We start from the raw sequence: 14,106 nt of genomic DNA, 5'->3' as shown, positions 1-14,106 counted from the left end.
ATGAGAAAACTATGGCTGTCAGGTCTTTGCTGCCTGATGATGGGCAGCATTGCGGCGCAGATCCCGTTGAAAGTGATGACATTCAATATCCGTTATAATAACCCGGATGATAGTTTGAATGCCTGGCCCCACCGTAAAGACAAAGTGGCGTCAACAGTACTGTTTTATGGCGCCAATACACTTGGCGTACAGGAAGCGTTGTATGACCAGATGCAGGAATTACAGCAACGCTTACCCGCTTACAAAACCATTGGTGTAGGAAGAGATGATGGGAAAACAAAAGGAGAATTCTCTGCCATATTTTACGATACCACCCGCTTACAATTACTAAACAGCCAAACTTTCTGGTTATCGGAAACGCCCACTGTAGCTGGTCATATAGGCTGGGATGGGGCCTGCACCCGTATTGTTACCTGGGGTAAATTCAGGGACAAAAAAACCAACAAAGTATTCTTCCATTTCAATACACACTTTGATCACAAAGGGAAAATTGCCCGCAGGGAAAGTGCTAAACTGTTATTGCAACAGGTACATGCATTGGCAGGTAATACCCCGGCGATCATCACCGGCGATTTTAACGCGGTTCCATCTGATGAGCCTATACAGCTCATTGTGAATTCAAACGATCCGTTGCATTTAACGGATAGCAAAACCATCAGTCAAACGCCACATTTCGGTCCTGCCGGTACTTTCAACGGGTGGCATATTGCTGAAATGGAAAATGAACCGATTGATTATATTTTTCTGAAAGGAAAATTCAATATACTCAAACATGCCAGCATTTCAGAAACCTGGGAGGGACGATATGCATCAGACCACTTTGCGGTATATGCGGAAGTGATCATTAAATAAGTTTGAATTTAAAATAGAAGAGGCGGTATCTGGTGATACCGCCTCTTCTATTTTAAATTTAAATCTACTTAATCGTGTGTATGCTCAACAGACATGCTGTTTTCCAGGGCGTCCACCACCTTGTTGTGGAGGTTGCCATTTATATCTACACTGATCTGTAATTTACCGTTGGTAAAGGAACCGGTGAAGTCGCCGATCTGCAGCTTGGTAAGGATCAGGTCCATGGATATTTTCAGGGAACCTTTCCAGTCAATTTTAGTGTCGGTAACTACTACATCTTTTCCTTTTGCCATCAGTTCAATACGGCCGGAGAGGAGGATTTCAACCGGGATCTTTTTGCTTTCCCAGGTGATAAAACCTTTCAGTCTTACTGCCGGATCTTTTTTGTCGCCTTCTACTCTTGCATACACTTTTACCTGTTGGTAAGTGCCTTTCGGAATTTTAATGGCGCCCAGTAAAGCAGGTACCTTTTTCAGGTCTACCTGGCGGTCTGTTTTCAATTTAAATTCCAGTTCGTCTTTTCCGCGTTTTGCATCAAAGCGGATTTCTCTCAAACGTGCTGTAGCAGTGTCCCAGGTGATATCAAAACCACCAGATGCTGCTTTAGCCATGGCCGCGTCTCCTGTGATTGCAGACAAGCGTCCTGAAGCATCAGGAGTTAGTGTGGAGGTTTGATTGATTGTTGAAATTTCGTAGTTCACGCTGGCAACGTCGGAGTTGTCGATTGGCTGTTCTGTATCAGGTCCGGCCATGTCCGTGTTAGAACAAGACGATAGCAGGATAGTCGCAATGCCTATAGCACCGCAGAATTGTAGGATTCCGGTTTTCATTATAGATATGGTTTTAAATGACTAATTGGGGAAAATTACCCGGTAAATTTAACAAAGAATTTGGAATAAAACATTCATTCATTGTTAATTAAAAAAGAATGATCCGACTAAGCGATGCTTAATCGGATCAATATATGGGGTACTAGCTGTTAGCTTTTAGCGGTTAGCAGTTAGTGATGGCGGTTTGCAGTTAGTGATGGCGGTTTGCTGTTAATGGTTAGCTTTTAGCGGTTAGAGAGATGCCTTTTCAATTCGTGTAGGCGTATCCGTTCCATTTACAATGGTACCAGCGCTGATGGCGATAGCTTGAATGATGTCAGTGATATTTTTGATATTGAGCGTTGATAGTTCATCATCAACTGTATGATAGAATTTATCCTTGTCGATTTGTGTGGTGGAAATGGTATGCGCCGGTACGCCTTGTCTGGCCAGGGTAGCATTATCTGAGCGGTAAAACAGGTTCTGCTCCGGATAAGGATCGGGATAGAAGTTAAAAGAGGACCCCTTCAGGTTACGTTGCAGGATGGGTCCGAAATCGGAACGTTCAAAACCGGTAATAAACGCACTGTTTTCACCAAATTTGGATTCCTTACCGATCATTTCGATATTAAACATAGCGACTACTTTATCGGGATCCTGTTTTTCAGAGAAATAACGGGAGCCATGGCCACCGGTTTCTTCCGCAGTGAAGGCGACGAAAATAACAGAGCGTACCGGCGGATGCTTTTTGAAGTATTTGGAGAGCATGATCACGGCTGTGGTACCGGACGCATCGTCATCGGCGCCATTGGCGATACTATCTCCGGCAACTGCCGGCAGCGTGCCCAGGTGATCATAGTGCCCGGAAAACACCACGTATTCGTTGGGTTTGGCACTGCCCTTTATCATACCGGCTACATTTGCAAAATGCTGACTGTTGATATCCCGGCGGATATGAATGCTCCAGGTGGCTGTGTCTGCCACAGGCTCCTGTTCAAATGCCAGGATAATCTGTTTGTCTTCCGGCGCTTTAGCGGAGGCTGCTTCCAGTTCCTCCTGTGTATTGTAGCTGCGCTCAGAAAAATGGGCGGTCAGATCCCCCAGGTAACCAGCCATGGAAGGCGCCAGCCATACCAGGGTATTTTGAGTGACTGCCTGCGGGGTACGCAATATCTTCATCAATGCACCTGGATCCTTTACGTGCACTTCTGCATAACCATCCTTTTTCTCCCAGTCGAAATTGCGCCCTGCGCCCACGGCAATAACGGGCCAGTCTTTTTCCCCGCCACTAACGGTAAAGGATACACTGGTTGGATGCAACCGGTATTTCCAGAATTCCTGCAGAAAACTTTTTTCGCCTGCCAAAGGTTGCAGACCGGCCTGGGTAAACTCATTACTGATAAACTGTGCGGCCTTTTCAATACCGGGAGTACCCGGCAGGCGGCCACCCATATCATCGGCAGCCAGTGAACTGATAATACGGGCTACTTCCTTTTCCTTTATATCCTGTCCATATCCGGAGACAGCTATGCTGCCTGCGGCAAAAAATAATAACAATGATTTCTTCATATAAGCGGTTAGTCCTTTTTCTTGTTGTCTACCTTTATTACCGGTGTTGCGGTTTTATCTTCTTTAAAATAGAGATCGCTGTAAGACCTTAAAATGGCAGCGTAATCAGCCCCAAACTGCAAGTCTAGCATTTTCCCATCAGGTGAAACTAACACTTTGGTAGGATAACCACGTACTTTATACAGATTTTCTATTTTGCCGTCGGAGTGTGCGGCGGGAAACACATATTTATTATCTGCCACGAAATCCCTGGCTGTTTCCATGGACTCCCGGCAGGATATTGCCAGTATTGCATTACCGGGATGGCTGCCTGCATTGATTTCTGCTGCCAGCTGATTCAGGTGGGGCAGGTCGGCCCGACAGGGAGAGCACCAGCTACCCCAGAAGTCCAGCAGCAACCATTTCCCTTTGTAGTCGGCCAAACGATAATTTTCCTTATTCAGGCCGGTCAACGTGAAATCAGGCGCCTGGTCCCATTCTTTGAGCAATACATTCCGGAAATAGTCCTGGAAGGACCTGCCCGGAAAATTTTTCTCAAACAATGCTTTGGTCTGGTCCAGCATATCCGGCTGCGTCATCAGCTGCCTGGAAAGCACCTTCATAGCTTCCTCCGGCTTTCCCATCGCAGACAGCTCCTCTGCGAACTTCGGGTTATAATCTTCTTCCGAATGCAGGAAAACACGGTCATAAAAGCTCTCGTATGCCTTTTCCGCATTATTTCGTGGCGCATTGGCCGCTGCCAGGGCCAGGAAGTTCAATGCAGTCTTTTTATCCTGCGGAGCGGTTTGCTGGTACTTCAGGTAGTAAGCATGCCCCAGGATATTTTTGTTGGCCGACTTCTTATCCCTCCATTGGGGATGCGCCCTCCAGAAAGCCGTATCGGACTGGTTGCGCTGCAGATTTTCCAGCGTTTTATCCAGCAACACATCCGCGGCTTTATCCAGTTTTGACTTGCGAAGCATGTCATGCACCATGAGTTCATAACGGGCGGCTTTACCCAATGTCATTTCTGCCGGTGTGACATTCGCTATTTCGAGGGCGATCTCTTTTAATATAGTCGTATCCGTGGTATGCATTGCACGGCTCCATAATCCCATAGGCCTGACAGAAGCCTGCAGGGAGCTATCTTTTTCCATCACCAGGCGTTTTATCATTTCCTGTGACGCAGCCGGCATTTTGCGGCCTTCTTCGAATATTTCGGCTATCCTTTTTTCACTCACCCCTCTTTTCCTAAACTCGTCCCTGGCGCCTGTAGTATCGAACTTTTCGCTTTGCAGGTACTGGGAAAAAGATTGGTCCAACCAGGAGTTGAGCGACTCCGGATAAGCGGATAACAATTTCACGAGTACCATCGAAGAATCAATACTCTTAGTCACGCTATTCCCCAATTTATTAAACAGGTGTGATGAGCTATTGGCCAACGCGTACGAAGGCACTTGCTGTAGCAGATCATTATACACTTCATAACTATGGTCCGTACTGCCACGGGGCATATCCAGCCGGGCAAGGTTAAACGCCAGGTTATTGCCGTAGCGGGGGATATTCAGGGCCAGGAAGTCAGCCACCTTGGTCGAATCCATCTCTCCTTTTGCCGTCAGCGAATTACTATAATAACTCATTTGTACCAATGCTTTAAAGAAGGCCGTATCTGCCTTCGGCAATACAGCACCTGCAGGCAGCAATCGGCCCTTAAGGGTGGTGCCGGTGGCGGGTTGCCCAGGTCCGGGCTTATTGGCGTATTCAAATGCAATTGTTTCCCTTTTATTACGGGTAAGTGTATACGAAGCAGTGATGAGGCGATGCGAACTATCGGGGAGATGATCGTTCTGACTGCCCGTAATTTTCACTATTCCTTTTCCAATCTCTGTCACCCGATAACTCCATTCACCTGTTATCCACTGGTAATTTTCTTCCACCTTTGGAACCAAAGGCGCAAGCAGTCCTGTCATTTGCTGAGGCAGCCATTTCCAGTTTTGGGTCAACATATCCCTGAATTGCTGATCCAGCCCCATTTCGTCCCCAACCGCGGCCGCTATAGCCGTTGTGTTAGTGGCTTCCCCAATGCTGTCGTTTGCAAATATTTTGAATGTCAATGGCCTATAAAGCAGGAACATGTCAGACATGGCGCCCTGGTTACCATTATAAGTTTCCCGATCGGCCGAATTAAACTTAGTGGATCTCTCGTCGCTGGCTGTTACCTGCGAACTTTGCAGCACCGCTGTCACATCAGCAGACCCATCTTTATTTACGCCGGCAATAGTAATGCGGTATACTTTTTCCGTATGCTGGTGTTGATTGGGCAGATAGTCAAGATCCTGCTCCAGGCGGTACAGCCAGGTATCGTGGGCTTTAAATGTTGATTGGGCGGCCACCGGCAAACTGCTGATGCAACAGATGAATAGGGCAGTTAACAACAGGTACTTTGACATAGTTGGGATGGAATTTTGTACACTGAATATAATCATCTAAACACGAACAGACAATAGCTGCCCGCTTCCTTTGAATATTTGCGTATTTTTGGGCATATACAATTATGTCCAATCAGCCTTTAAGACCAGACGAGACCAAGCTCAGCGCCGCAGATAAAGAGTTTGAGAACAGCATACGTCCCCGGGAAATCATGGATTTCTCGGGTCAGGATCAAATTATCGAGAACCTGAAAATATTTATCAAAGCGGCAAAGATGCGTGGCGAAGCACTCGACCATGTGTTGTTCCACGGTCCTCCGGGATTGGGAAAAACCACCCTGTCGCGTATTGTGGCCAATGAACTGGGTGTAAATATCCGGGAAACCTCCGGGCCGGTGATTGAGAAACCGGGGGATCTGGCCGGTTTGCTGACCAACCTGGAAGATAAAGATGTATTGTTTATTGATGAAATACACCGGTTGAGCACCGTGGTGGAAGAATACCTGTATTCCGCGATGGAGGATTACCGTATCGATATCATGATAGATACCGGTCCCAGTGCACGTTCCATACAAATTAACCTGCAGCCGTTTACGCTCATAGGCGCTACCACCAGATCCGGTTTGCTGACTGCCCCGCTATTGTCGCGTTTTGGGATCAAATCCCGACTGGAGTACTACAGCGCCGCCACTTTACAAAAGATCCTGTGGCGTGCGGCAGGACTCCTCAATACAAAAATCACTTCTGATGCGGCGAACGAAATAGCACGCCGTTCACGGGGTACTCCCCGTATTGCGAACGGGCTGCTGCGTCGGGTGCGTGATTTTGCCCAGGTAATTGGTACCGGGGTCATAGATATGGAAATTGCCCAGTTAAGCCTGAAAGCACTGAATGTAGATGAATACGGACTGGATGAAATGGATAACAGGATACTCAATGTGATCATCGAAAATTTCAAGGGTGGTCCGGTGGGGATTACCACTATTGCTACCGCGGTAGGTGAAGAACCGGGTACACTGGAAGAAGTATATGAGCCGTTCCTGATACAGGAGGGTTTTATTAAACGTACGCCAAGAGGCCGGGAGGTCACCGAGAAAGCCTATATACACCTGGGGAAAACTTCCTACAGAGGGGGAAGTAATTTACTGTTTTAGCTTTTAGCTACTAGCCATTAGCTTTTAGTAAATGCAGCGAACCAGCGTTTGGCAAAATGCAGTATGATTATAAAACAGAAGCCCGCAAAAGTGTTAACACTTTTGCGGGCTTCTGTTTTATAATCATACTGCTTAATCATTCGCTGCATTTTGCTAAAAGCTAACGGCTAATTGCTAAAAGCTGGTTCGGTTCCGTTCCCTTTACGCTTCCTTCACTACCAATCTGAAGCCGTTTCCGTGAATATTCACGATTTCAATATTGGTATCATCTTTCAGGTATTTACGCAGTTTGGCGATGTATACGTCCATACTGCGTCCATTGAAGTAGGTATCGCTACCCCATATTTTTTTCAGTGCCAGTTCGCGTGGCAGCAGGTCATTTTTATGTTCGCATAACATGTGCAGCAGTTCGTTCTCTTTTGGGGAGAGCGTATGTGTTTCATTGTTATGGGTAAGGGTACGCAGGCGGGAGTTGAAGGCATAAGACCCGATAACGAATTCGTGTACTTCTTCTTCCTTGTTGTTGAGTTCCTGGTTGCGTTTCAGGATGGCTTTAATTTTCAGCAGCAGTAATTCGCTGTCGAAAGGTTTGGAGATATAATCGTCTGCGCCGAGTTTATAACCCTGTATAATGTCTTCCTTCATGGTTTTGGCGGAGAGGAAGAACAAAGGAATATCAGGATCTACGTCCCTGATTTCTTCTGCCAGCTTAAAGCCGTCCATATTGGGCATCATAATATCCAGCAAACAGATGTCAAATTTCTCGCGGCGGAAGGCTGCCAGGGCCAGGATACCATCGCGGCATAATTCCACATCATAGTCATTCAGCTCCAGGTAGTTTTTCAGCACCATACCCAGATTGGTATCATCCTCAGCCAGTAATATTTTCGGTTTACGTTCTTCCATAATCATAAAGGATTGATTATAACAAATATAAAGTTTTTCTGCGGCAGGAAAGGTCGTTAAAATTTGGGCTTCCACCCTCAAATGAATTGTTAAAACTATTACTATGAGGCACCTTCCGGGAGCTTTATTTCTTGTCTAGCAGCGATGTAAAGGGGTAACGGAGGTTACTGTAGTTGATCATATCCACTACGATATTGCCTACAGATATGGGGCTTTCTATGCGCAGCGGCACCTTATTGGCGTCGTCGCTTACCCAAACCGTCATTTTCTCACCGCCTTCAAAGATGGTTCCCTTGATCAGGAGGGGTTTAAATTTAATAGCCCTGAACTTGCCGAATTTGGTATTTACCTCTTCCTTACCCATATACCTGATATAGATATTATACACCTGGTCGTCGAGGAACATACCAAAAGGGATTTTATCGCCGGCGTTATATTTGTCGAAGTTGATGTTACGGGCATAATAGATGGCGCTGATCACATCCTGCACACAGGGGGGTACGGCGAAGGTGCCGTTGGTACTGATGGCCTGGTGTCCTGCCTGGTTAAAAACCACGTTATTAAAGATTTTATAGCCGCCTTCATTTACGTTACGAACAAACTTCAGGGGTTGCAGGGTGGCGGTATCTATATAGCTTTCATATTTATCCCGTACTTTAAAGATCCAGTCGTAGGCGCGGTAGGTTTTACCATCTCCCACCACGTGGTATACGTCGCGGTTGGCGAAGCGTTCGAGGCTAACATTAAAAGTAGCTTCTCCGGCTCCTACGTACATTTTACCCAGGTTATAGAATACTTTCAGGGTGATACTTTCGCCGGCATTAAAGCTGGTATTGCGGATAGAGCAAAAATCATTTTGCGCTTCAACGGGTTGAATACAGGAAAGCCATAAAATTATGAGTAGAAGATACTTCATTGATCGAAGCTATTTTTCCTTAAAAATTTTTACTCCTAACAGCAACACACTTCCCAGAACAGCCGGCACTACGAGGTTTATCAGCCATATACCTACCGTGGCGGCTACGATGGCCATGGTATTGGAGCTAAGCAACCCAAGAAAAAAGATACTTACTTTTCCACGTACTCCCAGTTCCGCAATAGCGATAGTAGGAACTCCTGCCATCACCAGGTAAATTACACTATTCAGTAAAAAGGCCTGCCACCACATGAATTCCATGCCAAGTGCGTCCAACAAAATCAAATACTGTGCCGAGAAGACTATATACCGGAGGGCTGAAAGCAGCAACAGGTAACATAATTCGCCGGATGAGTATTTAACAATGATCTGTACAAACACCTTTGCTTTACGCAGGAAAGGTACCTTTTCAAATACAGACAGAATAATTTGTAGCCGAAAATATAACAATATCGTCAGGCCACAAATAAGAATACCGGCAAAGAGGATTATTTTCTGCCATACAGAAGGGGTCAGGAAAGCGCTCTCCTTTGCCAGCGCGAAGTTGTTGATATAGTAAAGTAAACCAGTTAACCCAAAAATAATAGTCACTATCAGCTGACTGAAACTTCCTACGATGGTTGCCGCAATGGCTTTGAGCTTATTTTGGTTCTTCAGATAAAGGATGCGACCACCGTACTCGCCTACACGATTTGGGGTATTGATAGAGAGCGACACCCCGGAAAGGATGGCGCTGAATGCTCTCAAAAAAGAAACTTCTTCCAGCGGCGCCACCAGTGTTTGCCACTTACGGGCCTCCAGCCCCCAGTTAAAAAGCATCAATACCGTTACCAGGAAAATGCCCACCCAGCCTTTCTCCTGCAGGGTATTCCACATATGCTGCACGGACAACTGGAGGTTGTCGCGGTGAATCAATTGCGAGTAAATAGAATATGCCAACCAGGTAAAAAGCCCTGCTCCTAATAAGTAATTGAGAATTATTTTGGTACTTTTGTTCAGATAGTCAAATTTTGGCAAAAATAAACTGTGGTTGGCAAACAAGTCAAAAATAATTCTCGGCATTGACCCCGGTACCCTCGTAATGGGCTATGGGCTTATACTTATCGAAGGAAAAAAGGCCAGTCTCATAGAGATGGATGTACTAAAGCTATCCAAATTCAAAGATCACTACGAACGACTACAGCTGATTCACTGCAGGGTACAGGAACTCATTCAACAGCATAAGCCTACCGGTTTTGCTATCGAAGCCCCTTTTTTTGGCAAGAACGTACAAAGTATGCTTAAACTGGGTCGGGCCCAGGGAGTAGCTATTGCTGCGGCCATACAGGGAGGGCTGACTGTCACAGAATATTCCCCGAAAAAAGTAAAACAATCTGTTACCGGCAATGGTAATGCTGATAAAGAACAGGTATGGCTCATGCTGCAACGCATTCTCCGTATCGCCGAACGCCCTGATTACCTTGATGCTACAGATGCCCTCGCCGTAGCTGTTTGCCATTTTTACCAGGAAAGCAGCCCGCTCGCAGGCCTCAGCAAGGCAAAAGGCTGGGAGCAGTTCCTGCAGCAGCATCCGGAAAGGATCGCCCGATAAAAAACACCAGGTGAAAAGGTTATTTCATAAATCCGTAAATTGTAGTTACTTTGGTTGCAATTCAACACCCATTTAAAGCTAACGGCCAGGTGCCGGGATAATAGCTTGACTATGAAAAGTGACCATCATTTGTTACACACAGGTTATATAACAAGCTTTTTTATATTAATCAGCATCAGGCAGATATGAAAGCAAGAATCCTATTGGTGGAAGATGATCAAAATATTGGTGCGGTTACGAAAAAACGATTGGAAGAAGCGGGTTATGAAGTAGTGCACAGTATCGACGGCCAGGCAGCATGGGAACAATTCCAGGCACGCTCATTTGATATTTGCTTACTGGATGTGGTAATGCCCAAAAAAGACGGCCTACAACTCGCACAGCAGATCCGCGAACTCAATGACCACGTTCCTATATTATTCCTCACTTCCAAAAATGAAAAAGAAGACAGAATAGCAGGTCTCCAAACCGGTGCTGACGATTATATCAGCAAGCCTTTCAGTATGCAGGAACTGATCCTGAGGATCGAAGTTTTCCTGAAACGGACCATGAGCCGGGGAAAAGATAAAGCGCACCTCTTTGCCATCGGACAACTCACCTTCGATTATGAAGACCTTCGCCTCTATACTTCCAATGGAGATATATCCATTTCCGTTACCCAAAAGGAAGCGGATCTGCTCAAATATTTCTGTAACAACCCCAATAAAACACTGAAAAGAGAAGACATACTTTCCAACGTATGGGGAAAAGACGACTATTTCCTCGGACGCAGTATGGATGTTTTTATTACCAAACTAAGGAAACATTTCAAATCAGATCCGCAAATCAAACTGGAAACGGTGCATGGTGTAGGATTCCGGTTCAATATACCCCCAGCCAGATAACTGTTACAATGCAGCTATGATCTGCGCCTGTATCTCCTTAAATTCTTCTACAGACAGCTTCAGCTTACTGCGGGAAAAATTCATATCATCTGCCGAATTGATCGGTATCAGGTGCATATGGGCATGCGGCACCTCCAGTCCTACCACACTAACGCCTATACGATTACAGGGGATTACCTTTTCAATCGCGTGGGCAATAGGCTTGGCAAACAGCAGCCATTCCGCCAGCAGCGCATCCGACACATCAAAAAACTTATCTGTTTCTGTTTTTGGAACTACCAGGGTATGCCCTTTTACCAACGGGAAAATATCCAGGAAAGCATAAAAATGTTCATTCTCTGCTATTTTATAACTTGGAATCTCGCCTTTGATAATTTTCGTAAAGATGGTCATATGATTAGATTCTTAATGCCAATGTAAAATAAAAAAGGGTTGCAAATGAATGCAACCCTGCAAATATCATGAAAAAGTGCCAGTAGCGCTTATGCAGTTATATTATCAATTTTGAATTTAACTTGTCCGTTCGGCGCCTGCACCTCGGCCACATCGCCTACATGCTTCCCCAGTAAGCCTTTGCCAATGGGAGAAGTCACAGAAATTTTGCCAGCCTTGAGATCGGCTTCTGTTTCTGAAACGATCTGGTAGGTAACCGTCTTCTTATTAGCTACGTTTGTAATAGTTACTTTACAAAGGATGGATACTTTGGAGGTATCAATAGCATCCGCACTCACAATACGTGATGTTGCTATCGCACCCTCGAGTGCAGCAATCTTGGCTTCATGCAACCCCTGCGCTTCCTTGGCGGCATCATATTCGGCATTTTCCTTCAAGTCTCCCTTTTCTCTAGCTTCTGAAATAGCCCGCGCAATTTCGGCCCGACCCTTGGTTTTAAGTTGGGTCAATTCACTCATCATCTGATCCAGGGTTTCTTTCGTAATGTAATTTATGCCAGACATAACCTGCTGTGTTTTTTTGGTTATAAGAAAAAAAAATCAACGCCTCCATTTGCACAGAAGCGTTGTTTACTGGTATTATTGCAAATATAATGAATTTCCGATAAAGAAAAAAGGCCCTTATTTCCGGATTAAAATAATTGATAATCAATATTTTATCCCGAAATTCAACCTGTGCTTGACAGGTTTATAAAATGTTTAATTTCTCTAATACAATGCGGGCCATCTTAATGCTCGCCTGATGGGAATAACCGGCGATATGCGGTGTTACCACCACATTAGGCGCTTTCAGCAGCCAGGCCAGTTGTTCCTTTTCCTCGTCGTTATATGTCGTTAATTTTTCATTCTCCAGCACATCCAGGCAGGCGCCTGCCAGCACTCCGCTCTGTAAGGCGGCAATGAGGTCGCGGTTATTCACCAGCTTGCCTCTCGCCGTATTCATAAACCATACCGGCCGGGCAAAGGATGCAAAAAAGCCCGCGTTGCCCAGGTACTTTGTTTCTGCCGTCAGCGGCAGGTGTAAGCTCACTACGTCTGCCTCCCGGAATATTTGCTCCATGGTGGCCTCTTTCACGGCGCCACCACTAAAACCGGTCTTATACTTGTCGTATGCCAGGATATTTACATCAAATCCCTGCAGCTTGCGGGCAAAGGTACTGCCGGTATTTCCATAGCCGATAATGCCTACGGTTTTACCATTCAGTTCATATCCCCGGTTGCCGTCGCGCTCCCAGATACCAGCCCGGAGTTCCAGGCTGCTTTTCAGTATATTGTTCAGCAAACAAAGGAGCATGCCCACGGCCTGCTCTCCCACTGCATCCCGGTTGCCTTCCGGGCTGCTCACACAACGAATACCCTTGCTTTCGGCATAAGGCACATCAATCAGTTCCATACCGGAGCCGAGGCGGCCAATCCATTGCAACTGCGGGGCATGGTCAATAATATGCTTATCTACATGAATACGGGTGGTAACAATCAGTCCTACACAATCTCTGATGGCACTGTATACTTCATCGTACGAAACAGACGGCTGGTAGATTACTTCAAAACCTTTGTTTTCCAGCTGTTCAATTAAATAAGGATGCGCTTTTGCGGTAATTAATACTTTCCTGCTCATATCATCTTATGGGATAATGCTGCAAAATCAGCCACACTCAGCTCTTCAGCTCTTTTTGTAAAGATGGGATCCTGTGCTAACAGCTCCTTATCAAACATCGTTTTCAGCGGGTTACGCAATTGCTTGCGACGTTGGCCGAATGCCGTTTTTACCAATACAAAAAATTTACGCTCAGAGGCGATATCTACCGGTTGCTCCAGCCGGGTAAGGCGGATCACGGCAGATTTCACTTTCGGCGGCGGATTGAAGCAGTTTTCATGTACTTCAAACAAATATTCAATTTTATAATAGGCCTGTAACAGCACGCTGAGAATACCATATTCCTTATTGCCATGCGGAGCGGCAATCCGCTGGGCTACTTCCTTCTGGAACATACCCACTACCACATCCACCTGGCTGCGCCATTCAAGCAACCTGAACATGATTTGTGTAGATATATTATAAGGAAAGTTGCCAATCAGGCGGAAAGAACCCTCAAAAGGCAGGGCGGCATCCAGGATGCTTTCATTGATCAGCTTTCCCTGGATAGCCGGGTAGGTCTTTTCCAGGAACTGTACCTTTTCTGTATCCAGCTCTATGGCTTTGAATTGAATGCCTGGCAGCTGCAGCAGGTATTTCGTGATGGCGCCCCCGCCGGGGCCCACCTCCAGCACTTGCTGGCCTTCGGTTACAGGTAACGACTCCACAATTTTCCGGGAGATATTTTCATCCGTGAGGAAATGCTGGCCGAGTGATTTCTTTAGTGTATACATTGATCCGGCAAAGATAGCGATTTAGCTTTTAGCTTTTAGCCGTTAGCTTTTAGGAAATACCGAACCAGCTTTTAGCCGTTAGCTTTTAGCTTTTAGCAAATGCAGAGAGGACCATATTATGTTCTTCGCTGCATTTCCTAAAAGCTAACGGCTAAAAGCTAAAAGCTAAATCACTATCTTTGCCACTCATTGAGG

The 14,106-nt window shown here is 45.8% G+C and carries 14 protein-coding genes; 4 read left to right on the top strand and 10 right to left on the bottom strand.

Annotated elements, in window-relative coordinates:
* Nucleotides 1–852, top strand: a complete 852-nt coding sequence (locus KE626_RS15510) for an endonuclease/exonuclease/phosphatase family protein (protein ID WP_211973819.1) — start codon at nucleotides 1–3, stop codon at nucleotides 850–852.
* A 68-nt stretch (nucleotides 853–920) separates the two neighbouring features.
* On the opposite strand, the gene KE626_RS15505 is transcribed toward KE626_RS15510, so the two are convergent.
* The 3 genes from KE626_RS15505 to KE626_RS15495 all read right to left on the bottom strand — a co-directional run bounded on the left by KE626_RS15505 (nucleotide 921) and on the right by KE626_RS15495 (nucleotide 5,659).
* Nucleotides 921–1,682, bottom strand: coding sequence for a hypothetical protein (locus tag KE626_RS15505; protein WP_211973818.1), 762 nt, complete (start codon nucleotides 1,680–1,682; stop codon nucleotides 921–923).
* Between the two features lie 231 nt (nucleotides 1,683–1,913).
* Nucleotides 1,914–3,230 carry a M20/M25/M40 family metallo-hydrolase gene (locus KE626_RS15500; protein WP_211973817.1) on the bottom strand — a complete coding sequence of 439 codons (1,317 nt, stop codon included), beginning with the start codon at nucleotides 3,228–3,230 and terminating at the stop codon, nucleotides 1,914–1,916.
* Nucleotides 3,231–3,238: 8 nt separating this feature from the next.
* Nucleotides 3,239–5,659, bottom strand: coding sequence for a TlpA family protein disulfide reductase (locus KE626_RS15495; RefSeq protein WP_211973816.1), 2,421 nt, complete (start codon nucleotides 5,657–5,659; stop codon nucleotides 3,239–3,241).
* Nucleotides 5,660–5,763: 104 nt separating this feature from the next.
* On the opposite strand from KE626_RS15495, the gene ruvB reads away from it, so the two are divergent.
* Nucleotides 5,764–6,792: a Holliday junction branch migration DNA helicase RuvB gene (gene ruvB, locus KE626_RS15490; protein ID WP_211973815.1), complete on the top strand. Its 1,029-nt coding sequence runs from the start codon at nucleotides 5,764–5,766 to the stop codon at nucleotides 6,790–6,792.
* Nucleotides 6,793–6,993: 201 nt separating this feature from the next.
* Here the strand turns inward: ruvB and KE626_RS15485 are convergent, their stop codons facing one another.
* The 3 genes from KE626_RS15485 to KE626_RS15475 all read right to left on the bottom strand — a co-directional run bounded on the left by KE626_RS15485 (nucleotide 6,994) and on the right by KE626_RS15475 (nucleotide 9,631).
* Nucleotides 6,994–7,698, bottom strand: a complete 705-nt coding sequence (locus tag KE626_RS15485; protein WP_211973814.1) for a response regulator transcription factor — start codon at nucleotides 7,696–7,698, stop codon at nucleotides 6,994–6,996.
* A 124-nt stretch (nucleotides 7,699–7,822) separates the two neighbouring features.
* On the bottom strand, nucleotides 7,823–8,614 hold the full coding sequence (locus tag KE626_RS15480) for a DUF3108 domain-containing protein (protein WP_211973813.1): 792 nt from the start codon (nucleotides 8,612–8,614) through the stop codon (nucleotides 7,823–7,825).
* A gap of 9 nt (nucleotides 8,615–8,623) precedes the next feature.
* Complete coding sequence (locus KE626_RS15475; RefSeq protein ID WP_211973812.1) at nucleotides 8,624–9,631, bottom strand: lysylphosphatidylglycerol synthase domain-containing protein; 1,008 nt, start codon at nucleotides 9,629–9,631, stop codon at nucleotides 8,624–8,626.
* 13 nt (nucleotides 9,632–9,644) lie between these two features.
* On the opposite strand from KE626_RS15475, the gene ruvC reads away from it, so the two are divergent.
* Together ruvC and KE626_RS15465 are read left to right on the top strand one after the other, a co-directional pair.
* Complete coding sequence (ruvC, locus tag KE626_RS15470) at nucleotides 9,645–10,205, top strand: crossover junction endodeoxyribonuclease RuvC (RefSeq protein WP_211973811.1); 561 nt, start codon at nucleotides 9,645–9,647, stop codon at nucleotides 10,203–10,205.
* Nucleotides 10,206–10,390: 185 nt separating this feature from the next.
* Entirely contained in the window at nucleotides 10,391–11,089 is a 699-nt protein-coding gene (locus tag KE626_RS15465) for a response regulator transcription factor (RefSeq protein WP_211973810.1), read from the top strand.
* 3 nt (nucleotides 11,090–11,092) lie between these two features.
* Here KE626_RS15465 and KE626_RS15460 read toward each other — a convergent pair whose 3' ends face one another.
* The 4 genes from KE626_RS15460 to rsmA all read right to left on the bottom strand — a co-directional run bounded on the left by KE626_RS15460 (nucleotide 11,093) and on the right by rsmA (nucleotide 13,911).
* A complete protein-coding gene (locus KE626_RS15460) occupies nucleotides 11,093–11,482 on the bottom strand; it encodes an HIT family protein (RefSeq protein ID WP_211973809.1) in 390 nt (129 codons plus the stop codon).
* 89 nt (nucleotides 11,483–11,571) lie between these two features.
* Nucleotides 11,572–12,045, bottom strand: coding sequence for a transcription elongation factor GreA (gene greA, locus KE626_RS15455; RefSeq protein WP_211973808.1), 474 nt, complete (start codon nucleotides 12,043–12,045; stop codon nucleotides 11,572–11,574).
* 184 nt (nucleotides 12,046–12,229) lie between these two features.
* Complete coding sequence (locus KE626_RS15450; RefSeq protein ID WP_211973807.1) at nucleotides 12,230–13,159, bottom strand: NAD(P)-dependent oxidoreductase; 930 nt, start codon at nucleotides 13,157–13,159, stop codon at nucleotides 12,230–12,232.
* Nucleotides 13,156–13,911, bottom strand: a complete 756-nt coding sequence (rsmA, locus tag KE626_RS15445; protein ID WP_211973806.1) for a 16S rRNA (adenine(1518)-N(6)/adenine(1519)-N(6))-dimethyltransferase RsmA — start codon at nucleotides 13,909–13,911, stop codon at nucleotides 13,156–13,158. The genes KE626_RS15450 and rsmA overlap by 4 nt, the downstream gene beginning before the upstream one ends.
* Nucleotides 13,912–14,106: the final 195 nt, after the last annotated feature.

The organism is Chitinophaga hostae (genome assembly GCF_018224885.1).
In the GTDB taxonomy this organism is placed as follows: domain Bacteria; phylum Bacteroidota; class Bacteroidia; order Chitinophagales; family Chitinophagaceae; genus Chitinophaga; species Chitinophaga hostae.
The sequence above is the reverse complement of the archived record's forward strand: the minus strand, read 5'-3'. Positions and strand labels throughout refer to the sequence as shown.

Bases quoted from the DNA above. Each gene is read 5' to 3' on its own strand.
- KE626_RS15510 (WP_211973819.1), top strand. From the start codon at position 1: ATGAGAAAACTATGGCTGTCAGGTCTTTGCTGCCTGATGATGGGCAGC.
- KE626_RS15495 (WP_211973816.1), bottom strand. From the start codon at position 5,659: ATGTCAAAGTACCTGTTGTTAACTGCCCTATTCATCTGTTGCATCAGC.
- KE626_RS15480 (WP_211973813.1), bottom strand. From the start codon at position 8,614: ATGAAGTATCTTCTACTCATAATTTTATGGCTTTCCTGTATTCAACCC.
- KE626_RS15465 (WP_211973810.1), top strand. From the start codon at position 10,391: ATGAAAGCAAGAATCCTATTGGTGGAAGATGATCAAAATATTGGTGCG.
- KE626_RS15500 (WP_211973817.1), bottom strand. From the start codon at position 3,230: ATGAAGAAATCATTGTTATTATTTTTTGCCGCAGGCAGCATAGCTGTC.
- KE626_RS15460 (WP_211973809.1), bottom strand. From the start codon at position 11,482: ATGACCATCTTTACGAAAATTATCAAAGGCGAGATTCCAAGTTATAAA.
- KE626_RS15485 (WP_211973814.1), bottom strand. From the start codon at position 7,698: ATGGAAGAACGTAAACCGAAAATATTACTGGCTGAGGATGATACCAAT.
- ruvB (WP_211973815.1), top strand. From the start codon at position 5,764: ATGTCCAATCAGCCTTTAAGACCAGACGAGACCAAGCTCAGCGCCGCA.
- KE626_RS15450 (WP_211973807.1), bottom strand. From the start codon at position 13,159: ATGAGCAGGAAAGTATTAATTACCGCAAAAGCGCATCCTTATTTAATT.
- greA (WP_211973808.1), bottom strand. From the start codon at position 12,045: ATGTCTGGCATAAATTACATTACGAAAGAAACCCTGGATCAGATGATG.
- KE626_RS15505 (WP_211973818.1), bottom strand. From the start codon at position 1,682: ATGAAAACCGGAATCCTACAATTCTGCGGTGCTATAGGCATTGCGACT.
- rsmA (WP_211973806.1), bottom strand. From the start codon at position 13,911: ATGTATACACTAAAGAAATCACTCGGCCAGCATTTCCTCACGGATGAA.